The sequence below is a fragment of the Cellulosimicrobium sp. JZ28 genome, from assembly GCF_015327065.1.
Taxonomy (GTDB): domain Bacteria; phylum Actinomycetota; class Actinomycetes; order Actinomycetales; family Cellulomonadaceae; genus Cellulosimicrobium; species Cellulosimicrobium funkei.
Genome location: NZ_CP017660.1, coordinates 1,333,457 through 1,360,256, shown reverse-complemented (window position 1 = coordinate 1,360,256; position 26,800 = coordinate 1,333,457). Strand labels below are relative to the sequence as shown.

Sequence of the window (26,800 nt, the reverse complement as noted above, 5' to 3'; positions counted from 1 at the left end):
TCCCCCGCGGCACGTTCACGACGTCTCCACGACGCCTCCGGCCCGGTCCACGCCCGGCCGGGCGGCCGACGCTCCCGCCGACGATTTCACCCGGCAGGGGGCATCGTCACGCCGTCGGCGGCCGGGGTCCGAACGCCGCGCGCGCGAGCGCCACCGCGGCGGCCACGGTGGCGGCGCGGACGGCCGCGCGGTCGCCCGCCAGGTGCAGCTCTCGCACCTCCGCGCCCCCCGGTCCGCTCGCGGCGACGAAGACGGTGCCCGGATCCTGGCCGTCCTGCGGGTCGGGACCCGCGACGCCCGTGGTCGCGATCCCGACGTCGGCCCCCAGCACGCCGCGCACGCGCTCGGCCATCTGGCGCGCGACCTCCGGGTGCACGGCCCCGTGCGCGGCGAGCAGGCCGCCGTCGACGCCGAGGACCGACTCCTTGACGTCGGTCGCGTACGCGACGACGGCGCCCCGGAGCACGCGCGAGGCGCCGGGCACGTCGACGATCGTCGCGCTGAGCAGGCCGCCCGTGAGCGACTCGGCCGTCGCGAGGGTCCACCCGCGCGCCTCCAGAGCGCCGAGCAGCTCGACGACGTCGGACCGGACGTCCGGGCCGGTGACCGACGAGCTCCCCGGCGAGACCGGAGCGGCGGTCACGAGACGGGGGCGCCGTCCGCGCTCGGGCCGCGCTCGACGACCCGGGCCGCGCGCACCGCGTCGCGACGCAGCCGCCAGCCCTGGTACGCGTACTCGAGTCCGGTCACGACGGTGACGAGGATGGCCGCGGCGAGCACGATCCACGCGACGACGCCGACGAACGCCGGCAGGTGCGCGAGCGGGAGCACGAAGAGCGTGATCGCGACGGTCTGCAGGACGGTCTTGAGCTTCCCGCCGCGAGACGCGGGCATGACCGCGTACTTGAGGACGGCGAACCGCAGGAGCGTGACGCCCAGCTCGCGCGCGAGCACGACGACGGGGACCCACCAGGGCAGCTCGCCGAGCGGCCACGCGAGCAGCACGAGGGCGGTGCCCACGAGCAGCTTGTCGGCGATGGGGTCGAGGAGCTTGCCCAGGTCCGTGACGAGGTCGTAGCGCCGCGCGAGGTAGCCGTCGAGGCGGTCCGACGTGGCGGCGAGGACGAAGATGCCCGTCGCGACGAGGCGCCACGTGACGGACTCCCCGCCGTCGACGAGGAGCGCCCACGCGAAGAACGGGACGAGCAGGATCCTCGCCATGGTGACGAGGTTCGCGGAGTTCCACGGCGAGGGGACGGCGTTGACCACGTCACCAGCCTAGGGGGTCGTCCGGGGTGCGCCGACCGTCGGCGGCACCACCGGGTGCCCGGGTCACCGCCAGCCCGACTCCACGTCGGCGCCGTCGTGGTACTCCGTCGCGACCGGGGGCATGTGCCCGTCGGTGCCCTCGCCGTAGTCGTGGCCGCCCCCTGCGGCCGACGGCGCGGGGGCCGCTGCGGGCGCCTGGCCGTCGAAGACGTCCTGCGCGGGCTCGCCCCGGATGAGGGCGAGCGCCGACGGCAGCTCCTCGGGCGTCACGAGCACCTCGCGGGCCTTGGACCCCTCGGACGGGCCGACGATCTCGCGCGACTCCAGGAGGTCCATGAGGCGACCCGCCTTGGCGAACCCGACGCGCAGCTTGCGCTGGAGCATCGACGTCGAGCCGAACTGCGACGTCACGACAAGCTCGGCCGCCTGGAGCAGCAGGTCGAGGTCGTCGCCGATGTCCTCGTCGATCTGCTTCTTCGTGGCCGCCTGCGTGACGTCCTCGCGATAGACGGGCTTGAGCTGGCTCTTCACGTGCTCGACGACGGCGTGCACCTCGGACTCCGAGACCCACGCGCCCTGCACGCGCATGGGCTTGGCCGCACCCATGGGCAGGAACAGGGCGTCACCCTGGCCGATGAGCTTCTCCGCGCCGGGCTGGTCGAGCACGACGCGCGAGTCCGCGAGGGACGACGTCGCGAACGCGAGCCGCGACGGCACGTTCGCCTTGATGAGGCCCGTCACGACGTCGACCGACGGTCGCTGCGTCGCGAGCACCAGGTGGATGCCTGCCGCACGCGCGAGCTGCGTGATGCGCTGGATCGAGGCCTCGACGTCGCGCGGGGCGACCATCATGAGGTCGGCGAGCTCGTCGACGACGACCAGCAGGTACGGGTACGTCGCGATCTTGCGCTCGGAGCCGGGCAGCGGCTTGACCTTGCCGGCGCGGACGGCGGCGTTGAAGTCGTCGATGTGCTTGAACCCGAACGCGGCGAGGTCGTCGTAGCGGGCGTCCATCTCGCGGACGACCCAGTCGAGCGCCTCGGCGGCCTTCTTCGGGTTCGTGATGATGGGCGTGATGAGGTGCGGGATGCCCTCGTAGATCGTCAGCTCGACGCGCTTGGGGTCCACGAGCACGAGCCGCACCTGCTCCGGCGTCGAGCGCATGAGGATCGACGTGATCATGGAGTTGATGAAGCTCGACTTGCCCGCGCCCGTCGCGCCCGCGACGAGGATGTGGGGCATCTTCGCGAGGTTCGCGACGACGTAGCCGCCCTCGACGTCCTTGCCGACGCCCATGACCATGGGGTGCTCGGTGCGCCGCGCGGCCGACGACCGCAGGACGTCGCCGAGCACGACCGTCTCGCGGTCCGTGTTGGGGATCTCGATGCCGATGGCCGACTTGCCGGGGATCGGCGCGAGGATGCGCACGTCGGCGCTGGCCACCGCGTACGCGATGTTGTTGGACAGCGACGTGATGCGCTCGACCTTGACCTTGGGCCCGACCTCGACCTCGTAGCGCGTGACCGTCGGGCCGCGCGTGAACCCGGTGACCTTCGCGTCGACCTCGAACTGCTCGAACGTCTGCGTGAGCGCCTCGACCACGCGGTCGTTCGCGGCGGAGCGCACCTTGTGCGGCGCGCCCTTGACGAGCGCGTCCTCGTCGGGGAGCAGGTAGACCGTGTCGCCCTCGAGCATGGGCTGCACGCCCCGCGGCATCGGGGCGGGCGGGGGCGGCGGCACGCTGCCGGCGCCGTCCTCCGGGGAGGGCGCGACCGCGCCCATCGCGGCCGCCGCCGTGTCCTGAGCGGTCCCCTGCCCGACGGCGGGGACCACCTCCGTGGCAGCGGTACCGGCGGCCGGCTCCTCCGCGCGACGCTTCTTCCCCCGACCGCGCGGCACGTCGTCCTCGTAGTCGAGGAACGCGGCCGTCTCGAAGGCCTCGTCGCCCGAGAAACCGCCCTCGGGCTTCTCGATCTCGGCCGCCTCCGCCGCGCGCTGCGCCTTGGTGCGCCGCGGCTTGCGCGGTCGGCGACCCGTCGGCGGCTCGCTGCCGTCGTGGCGCGAGACGCCCTCCGCGAGCGGGAGCCCGTCGTCGTCGAGCGCGTCGTCCTCGGTGCGGTGGTTGCCGGTGAGCACGTCGTAGAGGCCGCGCAGCCGGCTCGGGATGCGGTGCACGGGCGTCGCGGTGACGACGAGCAGCCCGAAGAACCCGAGCAGCAGGAAGATCGGCACGGCGAACCACGGTGTCAGCCCGGCGGTCACGGGCGTGGCCGCCAGGTAGCCGACGATGCCCCCCGCGTCCTGCACCGCCGCGAAGCCGTCGCGCGGCGCGGGCAGGTCCTCCGAGATGTGCACGAGGGAGCACACGGACACGACGATGAGCGTGAGCCCGATCGCGACGCGCGAGTTCGCCTGGGCGCGCTCGGGGTGCCGCATGATGCGCACCGCGAGCCAGAGCAGCAGGACCGGGACCGCGACGCCGGCGAGACCGAACGTCCCCGCGACGACGCCGTGGACGACCTTGCCGAACGTGCCCTGGATGCCCCACCACTCGCGGGCCGCGACGACGACCGCGAGGGCGATGAGGGTGAACGCGACGCCGTCGCGCCGGTGTGCCGGGTCCAGCTCTCTTGCTCCTCTTCCGATGGTGCGCACGAGCGATCCCACGCCGTGCGCGGCGCCGAGCCACACCCCCCGCACCGCCCGGACGGGCCACGGCGGCCCTGCCGCCGGGCGACGCGCCGGGCGGCGCGCGCTGGAGGAGGAGGACCGTCCGCGACCGGTTCCGGCGCGCGACGTGCCGCGGGCCGTGGACGAACCGCCGCGCGCCGCGGTGCGGGGCGCTGGTGTGCGGTTGCTCGCGGTCCGACGTGCCTGCGGGGACGTGCGGGTCGCCATAGTGGTCCTAACCTACCTGCGAGGGACGACGGCGCCCGGGACCCCGGGGCGCGTGTCCCCCGCGGACCGGGGTTCGGGCACGTGCCCGCGACCCGGTCCCGCGAGGACGAGCGGAGGACCGATGGACGAGCACGCGGGCGTGCGGCGCAGCACCGCCGACGCGACCACGGACGGCGAGCAGGCGCACGCGCGCGACCTCGTGGAGGTCCGCCCGGGGGTCTGGGTGGCCACCGCGACGATCTGGACGACGACGTCGACGGTCGTGGTCGCGCCCGACGGGGAGGCGCTCGTCGTCGACCCCGCGGTCACGGTCGAGGAGGTCGAGGCGCTGGCCGCCGCCGTGCGCGGCCACGGCTGGCGCGTGACGGCCGGGTTCGCGACCCACCCGCACTGGGACCACGTGCTGTGGTCCCGTTCCCTGGGCGACGCACCGCGGTACGCCACGGTCCGCGGCACCGACGCAGCCCGGGCGCGGGGAGCGGACCTGGTCGCCGCGGCCGACGCCGCCGCGCCGGGCCACGACCCGACGCTCGTCGGCGCGCTCACGCAACTCCCCCGCGGTGCACGACGACTGCCCTGGCCGACCGGCAGGACGGCCGACGGAGGGCCCGCCACACAGGCCGACGAGCAGCCCCGCGAGCCGACCGGCGCCGCCGTGGTCGAGCACGACGCCCACGCGCCGGGGCACGCGGCGCTCGTCGTGCGCGGCGTGCTGCTCGCGGGCGACATGCTCTCGGACGTGGAGGTGCCGCTCGTCGACAGGGGGTCGCGCGACCCGGTGCGCACGTACCGCGGCGCGCTCGACGCGCTCGAGCTCGCGGCGCGCGACGTCGACGCCCTCGTCCCGGGCCACGGGAGCCCGGCGGTCGGCCGTGCCGCCGTCGCCGCGCGCTTCGCGGCCGACCGCGCCTACCTCGACGCGCTGGAGCACGCGGTCGTGCACACGGACGCCGTGGTGGCCGACGACCGGCTCACCGGCTACGTCGCGACGTGGCACGACGAGCAGCTCGCCGCGCTGCGCGCGCGCTGAGGCCGCCCGAGCGGTCGTGCCCGGATCGCGGAGCCGCGGTCCGACGACACGAGGCCTCCTGGACCCGCCGCGCTCCGCGCTCAGTCGTCGAGCCCGAGCTCGACCGACCGGGCGAGCGCCGCGTCGAGGGCCTGCTCGTCGGTGACGAGGCGGTGCAGGTGCCGCGCCGCGACGTGCAGGGCGTCGAGGTCGGAGCCGTAGACGCTCACCATGCCGCCCTCGGGGTCGAACCCGACGGCGCCCAGCACGTCGGGCTCGTGATCGGTCAGCGTGGCCTGGAGCGCGCCGGAGAAGTCGTAGCCCGAACCCTCGACGTCGTGCCGCTCGAGCGCACCCTTGTGGAGGTGCCACTCCGGCCCGCCGGGCGAGTAGATGATGCTCCACCCCTGCGCCAGCGTGACGAGACGGACAGGGTCGAGCGGGACGAAGTCCTCGGCGGTGGTCATGCCGGAACCGTAGCGAGAGCCACCCACGTCCGGCTCCCGGGGTCGGTCAGCCGAGGAAGAGGCCGACGGCGAGCGTCACGACGCCCGCCGCGAGGACGACGGCCCCCGCGGGGAGCAGCACGACGGCTCGGTTCGGCGTCTCGCGCCCCGGGCCCACGGCCGACAGGAAGAAGCCGGCCGGGAGCAGGATCGCCGCGACGAGCACGCCGGTCGCCGCGAGCCAGCGCCAGGGGCCGGCGAGGCCCGTGGCCTCCGTGAGCAGCAGGCAGACGAGGCCGAGGATCACGAGCACCCCCGCGTGCGCGTGCCCGGCACGGAAGAACGACGTCTGGAACCCGGTGGCCGGGACCCTCCGCGTCACCACACGCACGAGGAACGCCCCGCCGGACTCGATGCCGACGACGGTGAGGAGGACGATGCCGGCGGTGAGGCGGGCGGCGTCGGTGAGCTCGAGCACGGGGACCTCCAGGGGGCGGCGCGAGAGCTCGCGCACCGGTTTGCGAACACTGTTATAGAACATCGTTCGCGAACACTCGTCAAGACCCCTAGACTCGGCGCGTGGCACGACCTCGACTGCACGACGACGCCCTGCGCGACCGCCTGCTCGACGTGGCGTCGCGCGCCGTCTCCACGCACGGGGAGGCCGCGGTGACGGTCCGGTCGGTCGCGACCGAGGCCGGGACGAGCGCATCAGCCGTCTACGCGCTCTTCGGCAGCCGCGACGAGCTCGTCGCCGCCGTCTCCGCGGAGGGCTTCCGGCGCTTCGCCGCACACCTCGCCACGGTCCCCCGCACCGACGACCCCGCTGCCGACCTGGCGGCCCTCGGCCGCGCGTACCGCGACTTCGCGCTGGCCGACCCGCACTTCTACGCCGTGATGTTCGCGCGCGGCGTCCGGCCGGGGCCGGACCGGCCCGAGGCGGTCGAGGAGCCCACGTTCCGCGTGCTCCGCGACGCCGTCGCACGCCTCGTCCCCGAGGACGCGGGTGCCGCCGACGTCGCGCTCGGCCTGTGGGGGCTCGTGCACGGCCTCGTCTCGCTCGAGCTCGCGGGCCTCGTGCCCGGCGGGGACGACGCCCGGGCGGCGCGCTACGCCGCGACGCTCGCCGCCGTCGGTCCGGGGCTCGTGCGGCGCGGCGCGGCGACGTAGCCCCGGGAAAGCCGGACCGCGCGTCCGTCCCCGGCGAGCGCCCGCGTGGTCACCGGGCGTCGGCACCCACCGCAGCACGCTGGCCCGCGGTGATCTCGCGGACGGTGCGCACCCACAGGACGAGCGCGAGGACGACGCCCGCGGTGCCCACCGTCTCCGCGACGGGCAGCAGCGCGAAGGTCCCGGCCGCACCGGCCGAGGAGAGCGTCGTCAGCTGCGTGGCGACGTTCGTCGCGACGCTCCACAGGAGCCACCCGGCCCACCACCACCCGAGGCCGCGGCGCGGGGCGACGACGGTCGCGGCGCGCACGTCGCGCACGACCTGGTACGGGAACCAGAACGCGACGACCGGCACGATCCACCCGAGCCAGACCCACACCCGGCTGCGCGCGTGCCCGCGCGCGGGCGACACGGCCTCGGCGAGCACGCGGCTCTGCCACAGCCACAGGCACGTCACGATCGCCGCGGCGAGCTGGACGGGAAGGAGCAGCAGGCCCACGGCGTCGTACCCGGTGAGGACCTCGGCGCTCGGGGTGCCAGCTCGGGCGGCGCGCTCGAACTCCTCGGCCGCGCCGAACGACGTGACCCAGGCCAGCACCTGCACGGCGGTGACCGCGACCGCGAGCGCGATCGTCCCCGTCGCGAGGCCGCCGGGGACGGGCGGTCGCGGGACGTAGCCGTACCCGCCGCCGTACGCGCCGTACACCGGGGCCGTCGGCTGCCCGTACACGGGTGCCGAGGGCGGCGTCAGCGCGGAGGGACCCGCGGACGGGGGCGCCGCCTGCCCGTACGCGGGGACGGACGCGGTGCCGTACGCGCCATACTGCGGTACCGGCCGGCCGGGCGCCGAAGGTTGTCCGGGGACGGGGCCGCCGGGCTGTCCGTAGGGCGGGACCCCGGAGGGGTCGTGGTGCGTCAAAGGGTGCCTCCTGCGCTGGTCGGGGCGCCAGCATACTGGCGCCCCGACCTGGGCGGAGACCGGTCCGACGCCGGTCGCGGAGGCTACGCCTCGACGACGACCGGGACGATCATCGGACGACGGCGCAGGCGGTTGGAGACCCACCGGCCGATGACGCGGCGCATGACCTGCTGGAGCTGGTGCGTGTCCGTCGCGCCGCCGGCGATCGCGTCCTCGAGCGCCTTGACGACCTCGGGCTGGATGTCCTGGAACACCTTGTCGTCCTCGGCGAACCCGCGCGCGAGGATCTGCGGCCCCGCGAGGACCTTGCCCGTCGCGGAGTCGACGACGGCGAACACGGAGACGAAGCCCTCCTCGCCGAGGATGCGGCGGTCCTTGAGCTCGGCGTCCGTGATCTCGCCGACGCTCGACCCGTCGACGTACACGTACCCGCACGGCACGGCACCCACGACGGACGCGCGCCCGTCGACGAGGTCGACGACGACGCCGTCCTCGGCGAGCACGACGCGGTCGGCCGGCACGCCCGTGCGGACCGCGAGCGCCCCGTTGGCGACGAGGTGGCGGACCTCGCCGTGCACCGGCATGACGTTCTTGGGCTTGAGCACGTTGTAGCAGTAGAGGAGCTCGCCCGCGCTCGCGTGGCCGGACACGTGCACCTTGGCGTTACCGCCGTGCACGACGCGCGCGCCGAGGCGCGTGAGGCCGTTGATGATGCGGAAGACGGCGTTCTCGTTGCCCGGGATGAGCGACGACGCGAGGATGACGGTGTCGCCGTGGCCGACCTGGACCTTGTGGTCCCCGTTCGCCATGCGCGACAGGGCGGCCATGGGCTCGCCCTGCGACCCCGTGCACATGAGCACGATCTCGTCGTCGCGCAGCGAGTCGACCTTCTTGAGGTCGATGAGGACGCCCTCGGGCACGTGGAGGTACCCGAGCTCGGACGCGATCGTCATGTTGCGGACCATCGAGCGCCCGACGAGCGCGACGCGGCGGCCGTGGTGGTGCGCGGCGTTGAGGACCTGCTGCACGCGGTGCACGTGCGACGAGAACGACGCGACGATGATGCGCTTCTCGGAGGCGGCGAAGACGTTGTCGAGCACCGGGCCGATCTCGACCTCGGGCGTGACGAACCCGGGCACCTCGGCGTTGGTCGAGTCGACCATGAACAGGTCGACGCCCTGCTCGCCCAGGCGCGCGAACGCGCGCAGGTCGGTGATGCGCCCGTCGAGCGGGAGCTGGTCCATCTTGAAGTCGCCCGTGTGCAGCACGGTCCCGGCGCCGGTCGTCACCGCGACCGCGAGCGCGTCGGGGATCGAGTGGTTCACGGCGACGAACTCGCAGCGGAACACGCCGAGCTGCTCGACCTGCCCCTCCTTGACCGCGAGGGTCACGGGCGAGATGCGGTGCTCCTTAAGCTTCGCCTCGACGAACGCGAGCGTGAGCTGCGACCCGACGAGCGGGATGTCGCGGCGCAGACGCAGCAGGTACGGCACGGCGCCGATGTGGTCCTCGTGGCCGTGCGTGAGGACGATCGCCTCGATGTCGTCCAGCCGGTCCGCGATGTAGTCGAAGTCCGGGAGGATGAGGTCGACGCCGGGCTGGTTGTCCTCGGGGAAGAGGACGCCGCAGTCGATGACGAGCAGGCGCCCGTCGTACTCGAGGACGGCCATGTTGCGGCCGACCTCACCGAGACCGCCGAGGGCGACGATGCGCAGCCCTCCGGCGGGGAGCTCGGGAGGCAGGGAGAGTTCGGGGTGGGGATGGCTCACGGGGCCTCCTGTCGTGGCTGAGCCGGGGGTTTCGAGGGCTCCTGCCCTCGCTAGTTCGTGGGTGCGGCAGCGTCTGCCGCGGTGGTCGCGCCCGCGAGCACGCCCGCGGCGGCGAGGGCGTCGCGCACGAGCGCGACGTCGTCCTCGGTCGCCGCGACGTTCGGCAGTCGCAGGAAACGGTTGTCGGTGACGCCGAGCAGCTCGACGGCGGCCTTGGCCATGACGGCCTGGAAGCCGGCACCGTTGAGCGCGTCGATGACGGGCGTCGTGGTGAGGAAGACCTCGAGCGCGCCCGCCGGGTCGCCGGCGTCGAAGCGGCGCACGACCTCCGCGAACTGCGGCGCGACGGCGTGCGCCGACACGGAGACGATACCCGCGGCGCCGTGCGCGAGGAACGGGAGCAGCAGCCCGTCGTCGCCGCTGTAGAAGGCGAGGCCCGTCGATGCCGCGAGCTTCGCGGCGGCGTACACGTCGCCCGTCGCGTCCTTGGTCGCCACGACCCGCTCGTGCGCCGCGAGGCGCGCGTACGTGTCGGGGGCGATGCGCACCCCGGTGCGGCCGGGGACGTCGTACAGCATGACCGGGAGGTCGGCCGCCTCGGCGATCGCGACGACGTGGCGGTAGACGCCCTCCTGGCCGGGGCGCGAGTAGTACGGGGTGACGACGAGGAGCCCGTCCGCCCCCGCCTCGGCGGCCTGCTCGGCCATGCGCAGCGCGTGGTCGGTGTCGTTGGACCCGGCGCCCGCGAGGACCGCCGCGCGGTCGCCGACCGCCTCGACGACGGCGCGCACGAGGTCCTGCTTCTCGGGAGCGTGGGTCGTGGGCGACTCGCCCGTCGTGCCGCTCAGCACGAGGCCGTCGTTCCCGTCGTCCACCAGGCGCTTCGCGAGCCGGGCCGCCGCCTCGAGGTCGACGGCGCCGTCGGGCGTCATCGGGGTGACCATGGCCGTGAGGACGGCACCGAACGGGCGCGCGGGGGTGGCGGGAAGGACCATGTGCACAAACTACCGTGCGGCGGGTCGTCGCACCGCGCCCGTCCGGCAGCGACCGGGCGGCGCCCGGGGCACGGGCACGGCGTCCCGCACCGCTCGCCCGGGTGCGTCCCCGCGACCCCCAGGGCGATACTCGGAGCATGTCCCGCCCCGCCTCGACGTCGAACCTCTCCCCCGCGCTCGTCGCCCACGTGCCCACCGGGCTGCTCGTGGACGGCCACTGGGGTCCTGCCGAGGGTGGGCGGACCTTCGAGGTCGAGGACCCGGCGACCGAGGAGTCGCTGTTCGACGTCGCGGACGCGAGCCCGGCGGACGCGCTGCGCGCGCTCGACGCCGCGCACCGTGCGGCGCCCGCGTGGCGCGCGACGCCCCCACGCGAGCGGGGCGAGGTGCTGCGCGCCGTCTACGACCGGGTCGTCGCGCGGGCCGACGACGTGGCCGCGCTCATCACGGCCGAGTGCGGCAAGCCGCTCGCCGAGGCGCGCGCCGAGGTGCTCTACGGCGCCGACTTCCTGCGCTGGTACGCGGAGCAGGCGGTCCGCGCCGACGGGCTCGCGCGGACCGCGCCCGCGGGCGGCAACCGCCAGCTCGTCTTCCGCCGGCCCGTGGGGCCCGCGCTGCTCGTCACGCCGTGGAACTTCCCGATCGCCATGGCGACGCGCAAGATCGGCCCGGCGCTGGCCGCCGGGTGCACGGTCGTCGTCAAGCCGGCGCGGCTCACCCCGCTCACGACGGCGCTCGTGGCCGAGGTGATCCGCTCCGAGCTCGCCGACCGCGGGCTGCCGACGGGCGTCGTCAACGTCGTCCCGTCGTCGCGCGCCGCCGACGTCACCGAGCCGCTCCTCGCGGACGAGCGCCTGCGCAAGCTGTCGTTCACCGGCTCGACGCCCGTCGGGCGCACGCTGCTCGAGAAGGCGTCCGCCCAGGTGCTGCGCACCTCGATGGAGCTCGGCGGCAACGCCCCGTTCCTCGTCTTCGCGGACGCCGACCTCGACGCGGCGGTCGAGGGCGCCGTCGTCGCGAAGCTCCGCAACGCGGGGCAGTCCTGCGTGGCGGCGAACCGCTTCCTCGTGCACGACGCCGTCGCGCGGGAGTTCTCCCAGCGCCTCGCCGCCGCGTTCGCGGACCTGCGGGTCGGGCCGGGCGCCCAGGACGGGACGCAGGTCGGGCCGCTCATCGAGGCGAAGGCCGTCGACAAGGTCGCCGAGCTCGTCGACGCGGCCGTCGACGGCGGGGCCCAGGTGCTCACCGGCGCGGAGCGGCCCCGCTCCCCCGGGTACTTCTACTCCCCCACCGTCCTGTCGGGCGTCGACCCGGACGCGCGCGTCGTCACCGAGGAGATCTTCGGCCCGGTGGCCCCCGTCGTCGCGTTCGGCGACGACGACGAGGGCATCGCGCTCGCGAACGCGACCGAGTACGGGCTCGCCGCCTACGCGTACACGACGTCGCTCGACCGGGCCGTGCGCGTCTCCGAGGAGGTCGAGGCCGGCATGATCGGCGTCAACCGCGGCCTCGTCTCCGACGCGAGCGCCCCGTTCGGCGGGCTCAAGCAGTCCGGCCTCGGCCGCGAGGGCGGCGAGGCCGGCCTGGAGGAGTACCTGGAGACGGTCTACGTCGCCCTCTGACGTCGCCCCCCCTTCTCCCCCCGGTCGCCGACCACGGGGTCACGGACCGGGATCCGACGATCCCGGTCGCCGTCCCCGTGCTCGACGGGCGGGTGGGCCGTCCTCGTCACCGGCAGGGCGGGCGAGCCTGCGGGGCCCTCACGCGGCGTTGGTACCCTGACGCCCCGGTGACGACCGGTGACCGGTGCCCCGCGCGCCGGACGGTCGTCGCCGTCCGCCGTCACCGACTCCCGGAGAGCCCACGCCCGTGCCCTCGACGCCCGCGTTGACCACCAGCCCGAACGTCCCCTCGCCCAGCGCCCGCGTCACCACCGTCGGGTACATGATCTTCGCGTCGCGCTGGCTCCAGGCGCCGCTGTACTTCGGCCTCATCGTGGCCCAGGTGGTCTACGTGTGGCAGTTCCTCAAGGAGCTGTGGCTGCTCGTCGTGGGCGGCTTCACGGGCCGCGCGACAGATCACGCGACGCACGAGGTGGTCAGCTTCGGCGCCGAGGAGATCATGCTCGCGGTGCTCGGGCTCGTGGACGTCGTCATGATCTCCAACCTGCTCATCATGGTCATCGTGGGCGGCTACGAGACGTTCGTCTCGCGCATCCGGCTCGAGGGCCACCCCGACCAGCCCGAGTGGCTGAGCCACGTCAACGCGAACGTGCTCAAGACGAAGCTCGCGATGTCCATCGTCGGCATCTCGTCGATCCACCTGCTGCGCACGTTCATCGACAGCAGCCGGTACACGCCGACGCAGCTCATGTGGCAGACGCTCATCCACCTCGCGTTCGTCCTCTCGGCGCTCGCCCTCGCGCTCATCGACCGCATGTCCCTCACCGCGCACCAGCGCGCGGCGAACGCCGCCGCCGCGGGCGAGGGCCCGGCCGACCCGCACGCATGAGCCGGCCAGACGACGTCCCCCGCCCCCGCGCCGACCCCGCGCCCGAGGTGGCGCGGGCGAACGCCGCGGACGTGCCGGACGTCGTCGGCGTGCCGGACGTCGAAGAGGTGCCGGACGTCGTCGAGCACGTGGCCGAGCAGGCCGTCGAGGACGAGGTCCGCGCCGCGGTCCGCCAGGCCGTGTCCGTCTCCGTCGCGACGGGCCTGTACGGCATCTCGTTCGGCGCGCTGTCGGTCGTCGCGGGCCTCGACGTCGCGCAGACCATCGCGCTGAGCCTGCTCATGTTCTCGGGCGGCTCGCAGTTCGCGCTCATCGGCGTGGTGGGCGCCGGGGGCGCGCCGGTCGCCGCGATCACCACGGCGGGCTTCCTCGGCGTCCGCAACGCGCTCTACGGCGCGCAGCTCGGCCCGCTGCTCGCGCTGCGCTCGTGGCACAAGGTCGTCGCCGCCCAGTTCACGATCGACGAGTCGACCGCCGTCGCGACCGCGCAACGGTCCCGACGCGCCGTCCGGGCCGGGTTCTGGTGGACGGGCGTCGGCATCTTCGTCCTCTGGAACGCGATGACGCTCGTCGGGGCGCTCGCGGGCGACGCGCTGGGCGACCCGCGCGCGTGGGGGCTCGACGCCGCCGCGGCGGCCGCGTTCCTCGGCCTGCTGTGGCCGCGGCTCGCGACGCGCGCGATGCAGCTCACCGCGGCCGCGGCGGTGGTCGTCGCGGCGGCGCTCGTCCCGGTCGCACCGGGCGGCGTGCCTGTGCTCGCGGCGGCCGCGGTCGCCGTCGTCATCGGTCAGGTCGACGCGCGGCGCCGACGGGCCGCCGACCGTGCGGGGACCGCTGCCGGTCCCCGCGGAGAGGAGCCCTCGTGACCTCAGCGACCGTCTGGGTCGTCGTGCTCACCGCGTCCGCGGTGTGCTTCGCGCTCAAGCTCGCCGGCCACCTCGTGCCCGAGCACTGGCTCGCCGACGAGCGCGTCGCGCGCACCGCCGCGCTCGTCACCGCCGCGCTCCTCGCGGCGCTCGTCACGGTGCAGACCGTCGGCGACGGGCAGGCCCTCGTCGTCGACGCGCGCCTGCCCGCGCTGGGCGTCGCGGCCGTCGCGCTCGCGCTGCGGGCGCCGTTCATCGTCGTCGTGGTCCTCGCCGCGGTCACGGCCGCGGGCCTGCGCGCGCTCGGCTGGGGCTGAGGCCGTCCCGGCGCCCGGCCGGGTCTCGTAGGGTGAACCCGTGAGCCTCTTCCGCGAGACCGCCGACGTCTCCGTCCGCCCTGCCGTGCCCGGCGACGACGTCGCGATGACCGCGATCCAGGTCGGGGCGTGGCGCTCCTCGCACGCCGACGTGCTCGGCGACGACGTGCTCGACGCGCTCGACACCGTGCGGATGCGCGAGCAGTGGGCCGCCGCGATCTCCTCGCCGCCCGGTCCCGGCTTCGGGGTACTCGTCGCGTGCGCGGGGGCCGACGTCGTGGGGTTCGCCGCGGTCGCGCCCGGTCAGGTCCTCGCGCTCGAGGTCGAGCCGCGCCACCAGCGCGGCGGGCACGGGTCGCGCCTGCTGGCAGCGGCCGTCGACCGGCTGCGGCGCGACGGCGCGGACGAGGTCGTCACGTGGGTCCTCGACGGCGACGCCGCGCGCGAGGCGTTCCTCGCCGGGTCCGGGCTCGGTCCCGACGGGCGCACCCGGACGCTCGCGACCGGGCTCCGGGACGTCGTCGAGCGGCGCTGGACGGCCGAGATCTGACGACCGCGGGACCCCGCGTCACGCAGCCGTGACACGCCCGTGACCCGCCCGTCCCCGTGACCTGCGAGGATCGTCCGCCATGGGCATCCTCACCGACTACTTCGCCGCGCCGGACGACGCCCGGGCCGCGCTCGCCGCGCAGGCAGGACCGGCCTCCCCCGACCCGCTGACCACGCAGCCGGGCTTCGCGACCGTGGAGCTCCGGGGCATCGACCCGTTCGTCGTCCTCGGCACCCTGGCGAGCCTGCTCACCGACCGCCCCTACGCCGAGGTCACGGCGGACGCCCGTCACGGCTCGCTCGTCGCGACCGGGGGTGACGAGGGGCCGTGGGTGGTCTCCGTGACGGACGTGCTCGTGGGGGCGCTCGCCTCCGCGACGCCCGCCGCGCTCGACGAGGTCGCCGTGCGGTGGGCGGCGACGGAGGAGCTCGACGGGTCGGACCCCGCGGGCCTCGCCGACGCGCTGCACCGGCTCGCGGCGCTGTGCGTCCGCGCCGACGACGCGGGGCACCGGCTCTACTGCTGGACGAGCCTGTGACGCGCGTGCCCGGGGGCCGTCAGGCCCGACGACGCGCGCGGTAGAGCGCCGCGGCCTTGCGCAGCGCCTCCCGGGCCCGACGGCGGTCGCGCGCCGCGTCGTAGGCGAACGCGAGGTGGTACCACGCCTCCCAGCTCGTCGGGTCGGCGTCGACCGCGTCCCGGTACGGGCCGAAGGCCGCGTCGGCGGCGACCCGGTCGATCCGGCCGCCCGGCGAGCGCGGCAGGTCGTCGACGGGCAGGCGGCCGCGGTCCGCGAGGTCGTCGGCCATGCGCTGCACGGTGCCGGCGAGCAGGAACTCGCGCCCGACGAGGCCGACGACGAGCAGCGGCAGCACGAGCACGCCGGCCCCGATCGCCATGGCCACGGGCTCGCCCGTGCGGATCAGGGCCGCGGACCGTCCCGCGACCTGCCACACGTAGAGCGCGAGCAGGAGCGTGACGAGGACCGCCCCGACGATCGCCTTCCACGGGCGCCCGGCGCGCGACCGTGCGCGCGAGCCGCCGTCCCCGGGTCCGGAGGCGTCCGGGCCGGTGGACCCGCCGGACACGCTCACGCCAGGTCCAGCACGTTCTCGAGGCCGACGGTCAGCCCGGGCCGGCCCACGACCTCGCGCACCGCGAGCAGGACGCCCGGCATGAACGAGACCCGGTCGAACGAGTCCTGCCGGATGACGAGCTGCTCGCCCGTGTTGCCGAACAGGATCTCCTCGTGCGCGACGAGGCCGCGCAGACGGACGGCGTGCACGCGCACGCCGTCGACGTCGGCCCCGCGCGCCTCCCAGCCCGTCTCGGTCGCGTCCGGGCCGGTCCCGAGACCGGCGTCGGCGCGCGCGGCGGCGATCGCCGCGGCGGTGTGCCGCGCGGTGCCGGACGGCGCGTCGACCTTGTCCGGGTGGTGGAGCTCGATCACCTCGGCCGACTCGAAGTACCGCGCGGCCTTGGCGGCGAACGTCATCGCGAGGACGGCGGACAGCCCGAAGTTCGGTGCGATGAGCACGCCGAGCCCCGGTGCGCCGGCCGCGGCGGCACGACCGAGGTGCGCGACGACGCGACCGCGGCTCTCCTCCGTCCAGCCCGTGGTCCCGACGACGGCGTGCACGCCCGCGTCGATCAGCGCGTGGACGTTCGCCTCGGTGGCGGCAGGGACCGTGAAGTCGACGGCGACGTCCGCGCCGCCGAGCGTCGCGGCGGCGACCTCGTCGCCCGCGTCGAGGCGCGCGACGAGCTCGAGGTCCGCGGCGCCCTCGACGGCGGCGCAGACGGTCGCGCCCATGCGCCCGGCGGCGCCCAGGACGGCGACCCGCAGCGGGCGACCGGGTTCCCTGCCGGGGGCGGTCGGTGCGGGATCGGGCGCGGGGGTGCTCTGCTCGCTCACGCCCGTCACCCTATCGCCGCAGCGCGCGCCGACCGGTGCCGCGTCCGCCGCACCGGGCAGTGGGTCTGCCCACAGCACGACGGCGGCCGCCCTCCGCGAGGAGGACGGCCGCCGCGAGACGCGTGGAGGCGGGCTCAGTCGCCGAACGGCCCGACGCGCACGACGGAGCGCGGGCGCGACGCGAGGTCGTCGGCGAGCTTCTGCACGTCGTCGGCCGTGACGGAGCGGATCGCGTCGAGCGACTCCTCGACGCTCAGGAGCTCGCCGTAGACGAGCTCGGCCTTGCCGAGCCGGCTCATGCGCGAGCCGGAGTCCTCGAGGCCGAGGACCATGCCGCCCGAGAGCTGGCCGATGCTGCGGTCGAGCTCCGCGCCGGTGATGCCGTCGGCCGCGAGGCGGTCGAGCTCGCTGTGCAGCAGCCCGGTCACCTCGTCGACCTTCGACGGCGCGCACCCGGCGTAGAGGCCGAACGTGCCGATGCCGCCGTGGCCGGACGCGAACGAGTAGGTCGAGTACGCGAGGCCGCGCCGCTCGCGGATCTCCTGGAAGAGCCGCGAGCTCATGCCGCCGCCGAGGACGGCGCTGAGCACGGAGAGCGTGAAGCGGCGGTCGTCCGTCGCGGCGAGACCGGTGCCGCCGATGACGACGTTGGCCTGCTCGACCGCGCGGTGGACCGACAGCTCGACGCTCGCGGCCCCGACGCCCGCCAGAGCAGGGTCCGCGGGGTCGCGCCGCGCGCGGGGTGCGCCCGACGCGTCGAGCGTCCAGCCGCCGTCGCGCAGCGCCGTGCCCACCTGGTCGACCAGCGTGTCGTGGTCGACGCCGCCCGCCGCCGCGACGACGAGCGTCTCGGGGCGGTAGTGCCAGCGGTAGTGCTCCCACACGGCGTCCCGGGGCACGGCGTTGATCGTGTCCGGGGTTCCGCCGATGGGCCGCCCGAGCGGGTGGCCGGCGAGGACCGCCGCGGCGAACTCCTCGTGCACGACGTCCGAGGGGTCGTCGTCGTTCATCGCGAGCTCTTCGAGGATCACGCCGCGCTCGGTCTCGAGCTCGTCGGGGTCCAGGCGCGCGGACGTCACCATGTCGCTGATGACGTCGACCGCCATGGGGAGGTCGGCGTCGAGCACGCGCGCGTAGTAGCACGTGTGCTCCTTGCCCGTCGCCGCGTTGGCCTCGCCGCCGACGGCGTCGAACGCCTCGGCGATGTCCATCGCGGAGCGGCGGGCCGTGCCCTTGAACAGCAGGTGCTCGAGGAAGTGCGTCGACCCGAAGTGGCCGTCGGTCTCGTCGCGCGAGCCGACGCCGACCCACGCGCCCACGGTCGCCGAGCGCAGGCCCGGCATCGACTCGGTGAGCACGCGGACCCCGCCGGGCAGGACGGAGCGACGGATCGTCGCGCCGTCCTGCCCGGCGGTCAGCTCGGCCCCGGCGTCACCCGCCGGGACGAGCGGGAGGTCCCACGACACGTCAGGCGTCCGCGTCCTCGGTCGCGGGAGCGTCGGCCGGAGCCTCGTCCTCGACCACGGCGTGCAGCGAGAGCTTGCCGCGCGGGTCGATCTCGCCGATCTCGACCTGGACCTTCTGGCCGATGGACAGCACGTCCTCGACGTTCTCGACGCGCTTGCCGCCCACGAGCTTGCGGATCTGGCTGATGTGCAGCAGACCGTCCTTGCCCGGGGAGAGCGAGATGAACGCACCGAACGACGTCGTCTTGACGACCGTGCCGACGAAGCGCTCGCCGATCTCGGGGACGTGCGGGTTGGCGATCGCGTTGATCGCCGCGCGGGCGGCCTCGGCCGACGGGCCGTCGACGGCGCCGATGTACACGGTGCCGTCGTCCTCGATGGAGATGTCCGCGCCCGTCTCCTCCTGGATCTGGTTGATCATCTTGCCCTTGGGGCCGATGACCTCGCCGATCTTGTCGACCGGCACCTTCACGGAGATGACGCGCGGGGCGTTCGGGGACATCTCGTCGGGCACGTCGATGGCCTCGGCGAGCACGTCGAGGATCGTCAGGCGCGCGTCGCGCGCCTGGGTCAGCGCACCGGCGAGCACCGAGGCGGGGATGCCGTCGAGCTTGGTGTCGAGCTGGATGGCCGTGACGAACTCGCGCGTGCCGGCGACCTTGAAGTCCATGTCGCCGAACGCGTCCTCGGCACCGAGGATGTCGGTGAGCGCCGCGTAGCGGGTCTCACCGTCCACCGTGTCGGAGATGAGGCCCATCGCGATGCCCGCGACGGGGGCGCGCAGCGGCACGCCCGCGTTGAGGAGCGAGAGCGTCGAGGCGCACACGGAGCCCATGGACGTCGAGCCGTTGGAGCCGAGAGCCTCGGACACCTGGCGGATCGCGTAGGGGAACTCCTCGCGGCTCGGCAGCACCGGCACGAGCGCACGCTCGGCGAGCGCGCCGTGGCCGATCTCGCGGCGCTTCGGGCTGCCCACGCGGCCGGTCTCGCCGGTCGAGTAGGGCGGGAAGTTGTAGTTGTGCATGTAGCGCTTGCGCGTCTCCGGACCGAGCGAGTCGATCTGCTGCTCCATGCGGAGCATGTTCAGCGTGGTGACGCCCATGATCTGGGTCTCGCCACGCTCGAAGAGCGCGGAGCCGTGCACGCGCGGCAGCACCTCGACCTCGGCCGAGAGGGTGCGGATGTCCGCGAGCCCACGACCGTCGATGCGCACGCCGTCGGTGAGCACGCGCTGGCGCACGAGCTTCTTCTGGAGCGCGCGGTACGCGGCGGAGAGCTCCTTCTCGCGGCCGTCGAACCCGGCCTGGAGCTTGCCCACCATCTCGTTCTTGATCTCGTCGAGACGGTTCTCGCGGTCCTGCTTGTCCGCGATGGCGAGCGCCTCGCGCAGGTCCGTCGCGACCTCGGCCTCGACCGCGGCGAACGCGTCGTCCTGGTAGTCCAGGAAGACCGGGTACTCCTTGACGGGCTTCGCGGCCTGCGCGGCGAGCGCCGACTGCGCGTCGCACAGCGCCTTGATGAACGGCTTGGCCGCCTCGATGCCCTCGGCGACGACCTCCTCGGTCGGCGCGGCCACACCCTCGTCCTTGACGAGGCCCCAGGCGCCGTCGGTCGCCTCGGCCTCGATCATCGCGATCGCGACGTCGTCGCCGACGACGCGACCGGCCACGACCATGTCGAAGACCGCGCGCTCCTTGTCGGAGTACTTGGGGAACGCGACCCACTGGCCGTCGACCAGCGCGATGCGGACCGCGCCGACCGGGCCGGAGAACGGCAGGCCGGAGATCTGGGTCGACGCCGACGCGGCGTTGATCGCGAGCGTGTCGTACGCGTCGTCCGGGTGGAGCGCGAGGACCGTGATGACGACCTGGACCTCGTTGCGCAGGCCCTTGACGAAGAGCGGGCGCAGCGGGCGGTCGATGAGGCGGCACGCGAGGATCGCGTCCGTCGAGGGGCGGCCCTCGCGGCGGAAGAACGAGCCGGGGATGCGGCCCGCGGCGTACATGCGCTCCTCGACGTCCACCGTCAGCGGGAAGAAGTCGAACTGCTCCTTGGGGTGCTTGCCGGCCGTCGTGGCCGACAGGAGCATGGTCTCGTCGTCGAGGTACGCGGCGACGGAGCCGGCGGCCTGACGGGCGAGGCGCCCGGTCTCGAACCGGACGGTGCGGGTGCCGAAGCGACCGTTGTCGATCGTGGCCTCGGCGAACTGGATCTCGGGACCCTCCACGGGTGCCCTCCCTTTCTCGAAGCGCCGCCCGGGTAGCCCTGTCGAGGGTTCCGGTCCGTGCCCCGGCGCGTGGCGCAGGGGCTCCGGTCGCACTCGACGCTCGGCGGTCTTCGATCGAGGTCCACGGCGGTTCCCGCACCGGTCCGTCCGAGGACGGTGCCGTGGGGGTCCGTGAGCCACTACCGAGGACCGAACGAGAGGCCGGCGGCGCGGTGGGTGGTGTGCGGCTGGGTGGTGCTCAGCCGGGGTGTGACGGGTACATCACACCAGACCAGCCCGGTCCCTGCAGGGACCGGGCTGGCGGTGTCGTGTCAGCGACGCAGACCGAGGCGCTCGATGAGGCTCCGGTAGCGGTTGATGTCGACCTTCTGCAGGTAGCCGAGCAGGCGACGGCGCTGGCCGACGAGGAGGAGCAGACCACGACGGCTGTGGTGGTCGTGCTTGTGCTCCTTGAGGTGCTCGGTGAGGTCCTTGATGCGCTGCGTGAGGAGCGCGACCTGGACCTCGGGCGAACCGGTGTCGCCCTCGCTCGTCGCGTACTCGGTCATGATGCGCTGCTTCGTGGCAGTGTCGAGCGGCACGGTTCTCCTTCGGGTTCGTTGCGCGGTGCGCCGGGACGGATCTCCCGGGCTCTCTCTGTCCGCGGCCGGTCAGACGGCGCATCCATCTTACCAGGTGGACGCGCCGTCGCCCGCCGCGGCCCCGTCGTCCCGGCCGGACCGCGCGTCGTGCCTCAGGGGGCGCCGTCGTGCCCGGCCGTGCCGTCACCGCGGAACCGGCCCGCGGCGTCGGGCAGCACCCCGGCGAACCGGAGCAGGTCCGGCAGCGTGAGGACGAGCGACCCGTCCTCGAAGTGCACGCCCTGCGCGGGCGTCCAGTGGTTGCTCGTGCGCACGTACGACGTGTCGTCCTGCCGCAGCAGGTACACGAACGTCTCCGCGAGCACGCGGCTGCCGACCTCGCCGAGGAAGCTGCCGTCGCCCTGGAGCTCGGCCTCCTTGAGGACGTAGTACCACAGCGGGGTGCCGCCGTGGTCGCCGTCCCGCAGGGCCGCGAGCGCCTGCTTCACGTCGTCGCTCGCCCGGTCCTCGAGCTGGGCCGGGGTGAGCGGGACGACGCCGAAGGCCGCCGCGACGGCCTCGCCCGTGGGCAGCGCGAGCATGTAGCCGCGCAGCAGGTTGCGCTGCGCGAGCTGCTTCTGGAGCGCGCTCGCGACGAGCTGGGCCGGCGTGTGCGCGGGCGGCTCGGGCGGCAGGTTCCCCTCCTTGACCATCGTGCCCAGGCTCGGCGCGAGGAACGTGTCGATCTTCTCCGCCGCGCGGAACGTCCGCGGGTCGCCCTTGTCGACGAACCGGGCCCACTCGATCGGCCAGTTGGACGGCAGGACCGGGGTGCCCTGCGGTCCCGGACGCAGGCTGCCGCCGTTCCCCGTGAACTGGAAGAGCTGCGTCAGGCTCGCGTTCGCGGGCGGCGGGCCCGTGAAGTTGACGTTGAAGTCGTAGGAGTCGCGGATCATCGAGTGCCCGAACCGGAACGCCGCGACCGCGAACTCGAGCGGCATGGAGATCGGGTACCGGGGCCGGAAGAACGACGTGTCGCGCAGGAGCGTCGCGTCGAGCACGCCCGGCTTGGTGAGGGTGCGCAGGTAGTCGTTGACCACGAGCCACTGGTAGTGCCACCGCACGAGCTGGCTCGCGCGCTCGAACACGCCGCGCTCCCCGCCCGTGAGCCGGGTCCAGGGCTCGACGTCGTCCACCCAGTCCACGACGGCGTTGTGGAACCGGATCATCGCGAGGTGGAGCTGGGCGACCACGAGGTTCTCGTCGTTGCGCCCGTCCGGGATCAGCGGCGCGCCGCCGTCGTCGCGCGGCAGGTCGCGCTGCGCGTCGTCGCCGGGCGCCACGAGCGAGAACGACGGACCGCCCGGGATGACGAGCGGCTCGGTCGAGATGCGGCCGAGCCGCAGCTTCGCCGAGCCCGGCACGTACGACGCCTCGCTGCGCGTCGTGCGGTACCCGCGCTCGCCCTCGAACCGCGGCCCGCTGCCGTACAGGGAGTCGAGGTTGAGCGCCGGGTGGCGCCCGTTGTGGAGCGAACGGACCACGACCCACGGCGCGAAGACCTGGAAGGGCACCGCGTCGACGTCGCCGAGCGCCTGGTCCCCGTCCCGGCCCGTCGTCGTGTCGGGGCCGTTGGTGTTGAGCGTGATGTCGTGGTCGATGAACTGGCCCCAGTACGTGTACACGGCCGGCACGTGGGAATCGAGGCTGCGCGGCGGCTGCCCGGGCGGGGTGACGGGCCGGTCGACCATCGCCGCCCCGAGCGTCTTCAGCGCGACGACGGTCGCGGCCGTCGCGCCGTTCCCGACCGGGAGGTGGAACCGCGGGAAGCGCTCCGCGAGCTGCGGGAACAGGTAGTCGAACGCGGTCGTGGAGTCGTACCGGTGGTGCTCGAGGTCGCGCGCCACCGCGGCCTCGGCCGCGGGCAGGAGCGGTGCGTCCGACTCCGCCGGGTCCACGTCCGCGTCGGTCGCGACCTCGTCGGGGACGACGGCCGACCCGTGCCCGACGCTGCGGACGGTCCGGCCGACCGGGGTGGACGCCTGGTCGACGGCGTCGGGTGCGACGTCGTCGACGACGGTCTCGGCGACGGGAGCCGCCGGTTGCTGCTGAGCCTCCATGGCTCTGCCCTCTCTGTCGGAGGTCTTCGTGCGGCCCGCGCGGCGGGCCGCCGGCGCCCCCGCGGGCGTGCGCGCGCGGGGACGGGTGCGACCGCCCCCGGGCCGCAGCCCGAGGACCGCGCGGCCGCCTGGGCGCCGTGCACGACGGCGCCGCTCACCCGGAGGGAGGGCCTGGCGCCGGTGTCGTGACACGGCCGGGCAGCGCCCGCAGGACGGTGCGGTGACGGTCTCGAGGACGGTCCCGACGACGCCCGCACGACGGCTCGGGCGAGGACCCCGCGGACACGCCGCGACGGCCCGGCCGGGCTCAGCCCCGCAGGAGGCCGCGGCGCCGGGCCTCGGCGACGGCGGCCGTGCGCGACGGCGCGCCGAGCTTGTCGTAGACGTGCACGAGGTGCGTCTTCACGGTCGCGCGCGAGAGGAACAGCTCGTGCGCGATCTCGTCGTTCGTGCGCCCCTCGGCGACGAGCGCGAGCACCTCGAGCTCGCGCGCCGTGAGCGCCGTGCCCGGGCTGCGCAGCCGGCCGAGCAGCCGCCGCTGCACCGCCGGGCCGAGGGCGACCTCGCCCGCCGCGGCCGCGCGCACGGCGGCGACGAGCTCGTGGGTCGGCGCGTCCTTGAGCAGGTAGCCGCGAGCGCCCGCCTCGACCGCGGCGAGGATGTCGGCGTCCGCGTCGTAGGTCGTGACGACGAGCACGGGCGGACCGTCCGTCGCGACGATCTCGCGGACCGCGTCCACGCCCCCGAGGCGGCCGGGGCCGAACTGCAGGTCGAGCAGCACGACGTCGGCCCGCAGCCCGGCGCGCAGCCGGGCGAGCAGCTCCTCGGCGGAGCCGACCTCGGCGACGACCCGCACGTCCGGCTCGGCCTCCAGGACGGCGCGCAGGCCGGTCCGCACGACGGGGTGGTCGTCCGCGAGGACGACGTCCACGGCGGGCCCGGTCATCGCTCCTCCTCGGTGCCGGCGTCGGTCTCGGTCCGGGGGTCGGCCGTCCCGTCGGCAGGGCCGTCGCCGTCCGCGCCCGACCGGGTCCCGGTGGTCGCCGCGAGCGGCACCCACGCGGCCACCGCCGTGCCCGCCCCCGGCGCGGACTCCACGGACAGCGTGCCCCCGAGGTCCGCGACCCGCGCGCGCATGGCGCCGAGGCCGAAGCCGCCGGGCCGGTCCGCCGCCGGCGCGGGGACGGCGTCCGGGTCGAAGCCGCGCCCGTCGTCGACCACGTCGAGCGCGACCGCGTCGTCCCCCGGCCCGGTGCCCGCGAGGAAGCTCACGGTGACGGCGGCCCGCGTCGCACCGGCGTGCCGCTCGACGTTGGCGAGCGCGGACTGCGCCACGCGCAGCAGGGCGGCCTCGACCTCGGTCGGCAGCGGGACGGGCTCGCCGCTCACCCGCACGACGACGCGCGGCCCGCCCTCGGCGGCCCGGGCGGACGCGCGGTCCGCGACGCGGCGCAGGGCCCCGACGAGGTTCGACGACGCGAGGTCGGCCGGCGCCAGCGCGCGCACGACGCGGCGCGCCTCGGCGAGGTTGTGTCGGGCGACCTCGCGCGTCTGCTCGACGTACCCGCGCGCGGTCTCCGCATCGCCGGCGTCGAGCGCGGTCCGGGCCGCGCGCAGGAGCAGCTCGGCGGACGAGAACCCCTGGGCGAGCGTGTCGTGGATCTCGCGCGCCAGGCGCTCGCGCTCGGCCGCCACCGCCCGCTCCCGCTCCGACGCCGCGAGCTCGTCCCGGGTGCGCACGAGCTCGTCGAGCGTGCGCTGGCGCTCCTGGGACTCCCGCACGACCGCCTCCAGCGCGAGGACGACGACGACCGCGACGGCCCCGCCGATGGCCGGCCCGAGCACGAACGGCAGCGCGACGCGCGCGGTCCACGCGGCCATGACGCCCACGACGAGCACGACGACCACCGCGACAGCGACCGGGCCCCGGCGCGGGCCGAGGACGTGCATCGCCACGAACATCAGGGGGAACGCGACCCAGACGGCGGTCGTCGTGACGAGCGACAGCCCGACCCAGAGGGCCACGAGACCGGTCACCCACGCCCCCGCGGGCCACCACGCACCGCGCGGCGCGCGCACGTCGACGGGCACGGGGACGCGACGACGGCCCACCACGTACAGCGCGAGCAGGGCCGCGCCGAGCAGCACGGCGCCCACGCCCCGCGCCGTCGACGTGACGAGCGCGCCCGCGACCGCGAGCACGACCAGCCCGACGAGCAGCACGTCCAGACCACGCCGCAGCCACCGCGTCGCGGTCGGCACGACCGGCGCGACGCGACCGGCCACCGACATCGCGGGGGCTACCGATGCATGGCCCGACGACGCACGGCCCGACGGCGCAGCACGGCCCGCGAGCGCGGCAGGCTCGGCGGGCTCGGGTCCGGGCGGGGTCACGCCGTCACCCTAGCCACGGCGCCGCGGCCCGGCATCGTCCGAACGGTCGATCCCGGGATCGTCCCTGCGTCGCCCCAGGACCGGTCGGACCGGTGATCCGCGGCGCGCCCCGACGCGGGACGGTGGACGGGACGTCGGGACGGGTCCTGCGGCGCACGACCGCTCGTGCTCGCCGGACCGTGTCCGCGCCCCCGCACTCTGTCCCGCTCCCTGCCCCTCGGACCCCGGAGGTCTCCCCGTGTTCCTCGCCCTGCGCGACCTGCGCCACGCGCGCGGTCGCTTCGCGCTCATGACGGTCGTCGTCGCGCTCATCACGTTCCTCGTCGCCTTCCTCGCGGCGCTCACCGCAGGCCTCGGCCGCGCGAGCACCTCCGCGGTGACCGACCTGCCGGTCGACCGCGTCGCCTTCGCGCCCCAGGCCGAGGGCGCCTCCCCCACCTTCACGGAGTCCGAGGTGACCGCCGCGCAGACGGACGCCTGGGCCGCCGTCCCCGGTGTCGACGCCACGGAGCCGCTCGGCGTCGCGACCGTGCGTGCTTCCGGCGACACGACGGCCGCCGTCACCGCGTTCGGGGTGCGGCCCGGTGCGGGGCTCGTGCCCGGCACCGACGACGGCGGCGCCGACGTCTCCCCCGGCACCGCCGTGCTCTCCCGCGGCGCGGCCGACGCGCTCGGCGCCGACGTGGGCGACCCGGTGGACGCCGGGCCGCTCGACCTGACGGTCTCCGCCGTCGCGGACGTCGAGGCGGACTACGCGCACACACCGGTCGTCTGGGTGTCCCTCGACGACTGGCAGGCCGTCGGCAGCCCTGCCGACAGCGCCTCGACCGACGACGCCGCGGGCGGGCAGGTGGCCACCGTCGTCACCCTGCGGTTCGGCGACGACCCGCCGACCGCGGACGCGCTCGCCGCCACGGACGCCCACGTCGGGACCGTCACCGCGACGCCGCGCGAGGCGCGCTCGGCCATCTCGTCGTTCACCGCCGAGAACCTCTCCCTGACCCTCATGCAGGTCTTCCTGCTCGCGATCTCGGCGCTCGTCGTCGGCGCGTTCTTCACCGTCTGGACCATCCAGCGAGCGGGCGACGTCGCGGTCCTGCGCGCGCTCGGCGCCTCGACGCGCTACCTGCTGCGCGACGCGATCGGCCAGGTCGGCGTCGTGCTGGGCGTGGGCGTCGGGGTCGGCACGGCGCTCGCGGCCGGCGCCGGACTGCTCGCGTCCCAGGTCATGCCGGTCGTCGTCGACCTCTCGACGACCCTCGTGCCCGCCGTCGTGCTCGTCGTGCTCGGCGGCCTCGGCGCGGTCCTCGCCGTGACGCGCGTCGCGCGCGTCGACCCGCACGCGGCGCTCGCGGCCCGCTGACCTTGGCCCGCTGACCTTCTCCCTCTCGTCCGTAGC

General features: G+C 75.1%; 25 protein-coding genes. 9 read left to right on the top strand and 16 right to left on the bottom strand.

Going from position 1 to position 26,800, the window contains the following annotated elements; all coding sequences use genetic code 11:
• Positions 1–106: 106 nt before the first annotated feature.
• The 3 genes from BJP59_RS06260 to BJP59_RS06250 all read right to left on the bottom strand — a co-directional run bounded on the left by BJP59_RS06260 (position 107) and on the right by BJP59_RS06250 (position 4,167).
• The gene (locus BJP59_RS06260) at positions 107–643 is read right to left on the bottom strand and encodes a CinA family protein (RefSeq protein ID WP_194522492.1); all 537 of its coding nucleotides are present in this window, start codon (positions 641–643) and stop codon (positions 107–109) included.
• A complete protein-coding gene (gene pgsA / locus BJP59_RS06255; RefSeq protein ID WP_076406501.1) occupies positions 640–1,269 on the bottom strand; it encodes a CDP-diacylglycerol--glycerol-3-phosphate 3-phosphatidyltransferase in 630 nt (209 codons plus the stop codon). The genes BJP59_RS06260 and pgsA overlap by 4 nt, the downstream gene beginning before the upstream one ends.
• 63 nt (positions 1,270–1,332) lie before the next feature.
• Positions 1,333–4,167 carry an FtsK/SpoIIIE family DNA translocase gene (locus BJP59_RS06250; protein ID WP_228485302.1) on the bottom strand — a complete coding sequence of 945 codons (2,835 nt, stop codon included), beginning with the start codon at positions 4,165–4,167 and terminating at the stop codon, positions 1,333–1,335.
• 121 nt (positions 4,168–4,288) lie between these two features.
• Here BJP59_RS06250 and BJP59_RS06245 point away from each other — a divergent pair, with 121 nt between their 5' ends.
• Positions 4,289–5,197: an MBL fold metallo-hydrolase gene (locus BJP59_RS06245; protein WP_194522490.1), complete on the top strand. Its 909-nt coding sequence runs from the start codon at positions 4,289–4,291 to the stop codon at positions 5,195–5,197.
• A gap of 80 nt (positions 5,198–5,277) precedes the next feature.
• Here the strand turns inward: BJP59_RS06245 and BJP59_RS06240 are convergent, their stop codons facing one another.
• Positions 5,278–5,643 (bottom strand): Imm51 family immunity protein, encoded by a 366-nt coding sequence (locus BJP59_RS06240; RefSeq protein WP_194522489.1) that lies wholly within the window; start codon positions 5,641–5,643, stop codon positions 5,278–5,280.
• A gap of 46 nt (positions 5,644–5,689) precedes the next feature.
• Positions 5,690–6,136, bottom strand: a complete 447-nt coding sequence (locus BJP59_RS06235) for a hypothetical protein (RefSeq protein WP_336244610.1) — start codon at positions 6,134–6,136, stop codon at positions 5,690–5,692.
• A 65-nt stretch (positions 6,137–6,201) separates the two neighbouring features.
• Here BJP59_RS06235 and BJP59_RS06230 point away from each other — a divergent pair, with 65 nt between their 5' ends.
• A complete protein-coding gene (locus BJP59_RS06230; protein WP_086151315.1) occupies positions 6,202–6,792 on the top strand; it encodes a TetR/AcrR family transcriptional regulator in 591 nt (196 codons plus the stop codon).
• 49 nt (positions 6,793–6,841) lie between these two features.
• Here the strand turns inward: BJP59_RS06230 and BJP59_RS06225 are convergent, their stop codons facing one another.
• From BJP59_RS06225 to dapA, 3 genes are all read right to left on the bottom strand, one after another.
• Positions 6,842–7,522: a DUF4328 domain-containing protein gene (locus BJP59_RS06225; protein WP_194522488.1), complete on the bottom strand. Its 681-nt coding sequence runs from the start codon at positions 7,520–7,522 to the stop codon at positions 6,842–6,844.
• Between the two features lie 272 nt (positions 7,523–7,794).
• Complete coding sequence (locus BJP59_RS06220) at positions 7,795–9,480, bottom strand: ribonuclease J (RefSeq protein ID WP_034655491.1); 1,686 nt, start codon at positions 9,478–9,480, stop codon at positions 7,795–7,797.
• A gap of 50 nt (positions 9,481–9,530) precedes the next feature.
• Positions 9,531–10,475 (bottom strand): 4-hydroxy-tetrahydrodipicolinate synthase, encoded by a 945-nt coding sequence (dapA, locus tag BJP59_RS06215; protein WP_021482387.1) that lies wholly within the window; start codon positions 10,473–10,475, stop codon positions 9,531–9,533.
• Between the two features lie 137 nt (positions 10,476–10,612).
• Here dapA and BJP59_RS06210 point away from each other — a divergent pair, with 137 nt between their 5' ends.
• The 6 genes from BJP59_RS06210 to BJP59_RS06185 all read left to right on the top strand — a co-directional run bounded on the left by BJP59_RS06210 (position 10,613) and on the right by BJP59_RS06185 (position 15,257).
• The gene (locus BJP59_RS06210) at positions 10,613–12,097 is read left to right on the top strand and encodes an NAD-dependent succinate-semialdehyde dehydrogenase (protein WP_137280315.1); all 1,485 of its coding nucleotides are present in this window, start codon (positions 10,613–10,615) and stop codon (positions 12,095–12,097) included.
• Positions 12,098–12,362: 265 nt separating this feature from the next.
• Positions 12,363–12,986, top strand: coding sequence for a TIGR00645 family protein (locus BJP59_RS06205; protein WP_051028262.1), 624 nt, complete (start codon positions 12,363–12,365; stop codon positions 12,984–12,986).
• Positions 12,983–13,852, top strand: a complete 870-nt coding sequence (locus BJP59_RS06200; RefSeq protein ID WP_194522487.1) for an AzlC family ABC transporter permease — start codon at positions 12,983–12,985, stop codon at positions 13,850–13,852. The genes BJP59_RS06205 and BJP59_RS06200 overlap by 4 nt, the downstream gene beginning before the upstream one ends.
• Entirely contained in the window at positions 13,849–14,169 is a 321-nt protein-coding gene (locus BJP59_RS06195; RefSeq protein ID WP_043658086.1) for an AzlD domain-containing protein, read from the top strand. The genes BJP59_RS06200 and BJP59_RS06195 overlap by 4 nt, the downstream gene beginning before the upstream one ends.
• Positions 14,170–14,209: 40 nt before the next feature.
• On the top strand, positions 14,210–14,719 hold the full coding sequence (locus BJP59_RS06190; protein WP_194522486.1) for a GNAT family N-acetyltransferase: 510 nt from the start codon (positions 14,210–14,212) through the stop codon (positions 14,717–14,719).
• Positions 14,720–14,798: 79 nt separating this feature from the next.
• Positions 14,799–15,257, top strand: coding sequence for a hypothetical protein (locus BJP59_RS06185; protein WP_194522485.1), 459 nt, complete (start codon positions 14,799–14,801; stop codon positions 15,255–15,257).
• A 19-nt stretch (positions 15,258–15,276) separates the two neighbouring features.
• On the opposite strand, the gene BJP59_RS06180 is transcribed toward BJP59_RS06185, so the two are convergent.
• The 8 genes from BJP59_RS06180 to BJP59_RS06145 form a co-directional block, all read right to left on the bottom strand.
• Complete coding sequence (locus BJP59_RS06180; protein WP_442861545.1) at positions 15,277–15,807, bottom strand: hypothetical protein; 531 nt, start codon at positions 15,805–15,807, stop codon at positions 15,277–15,279.
• 2 nt (positions 15,808–15,809) lie between these two features.
• Positions 15,810–16,565, bottom strand: a complete 756-nt coding sequence (dapB, locus tag BJP59_RS06175) for a 4-hydroxy-tetrahydrodipicolinate reductase (protein WP_034656111.1) — start codon at positions 16,563–16,565, stop codon at positions 15,810–15,812.
• A 203-nt stretch (positions 16,566–16,768) separates the two neighbouring features.
• Positions 16,769–18,100, bottom strand: coding sequence for a M16 family metallopeptidase (locus BJP59_RS06170; protein WP_194522484.1), 1,332 nt, complete (start codon positions 18,098–18,100; stop codon positions 16,769–16,771).
• A 1-nt stretch (position 18,101) separates the two neighbouring features.
• Positions 18,102–20,327 carry a polyribonucleotide nucleotidyltransferase gene (locus tag BJP59_RS06165; protein ID WP_021479898.1) on the bottom strand — a complete coding sequence of 742 codons (2,226 nt, stop codon included), beginning with the start codon at positions 20,325–20,327 and terminating at the stop codon, positions 18,102–18,104.
• A gap of 311 nt (positions 20,328–20,638) precedes the next feature.
• Entirely contained in the window at positions 20,639–20,908 is a 270-nt protein-coding gene (rpsO, locus tag BJP59_RS06160) for a 30S ribosomal protein S15 (RefSeq protein ID WP_021479897.1), read from the bottom strand.
• A gap of 152 nt (positions 20,909–21,060) precedes the next feature.
• Entirely contained in the window at positions 21,061–23,007 is a 1,947-nt protein-coding gene (locus BJP59_RS06155; RefSeq protein WP_194522483.1) for a peroxidase family protein, read from the bottom strand.
• A gap of 307 nt (positions 23,008–23,314) precedes the next feature.
• On the bottom strand, positions 23,315–23,953 hold the full coding sequence (locus BJP59_RS06150; protein ID WP_074810003.1) for a response regulator transcription factor: 639 nt from the start codon (positions 23,951–23,953) through the stop codon (positions 23,315–23,317).
• Entirely contained in the window at positions 23,950–25,293 is a 1,344-nt protein-coding gene (locus BJP59_RS06145; protein WP_228485301.1) for a sensor histidine kinase, read from the bottom strand. The genes BJP59_RS06150 and BJP59_RS06145 overlap by 4 nt, the downstream gene beginning before the upstream one ends.
• Before the next feature lie 346 nt (positions 25,294–25,639).
• Here BJP59_RS06145 and BJP59_RS06140 point away from each other — a divergent pair, with 346 nt between their 5' ends.
• Entirely contained in the window at positions 25,640–26,764 is a 1,125-nt protein-coding gene (locus BJP59_RS06140) for an ABC transporter permease (protein WP_194522481.1), read from the top strand.
• Positions 26,765–26,800 lie beyond the last annotated feature (36 nt).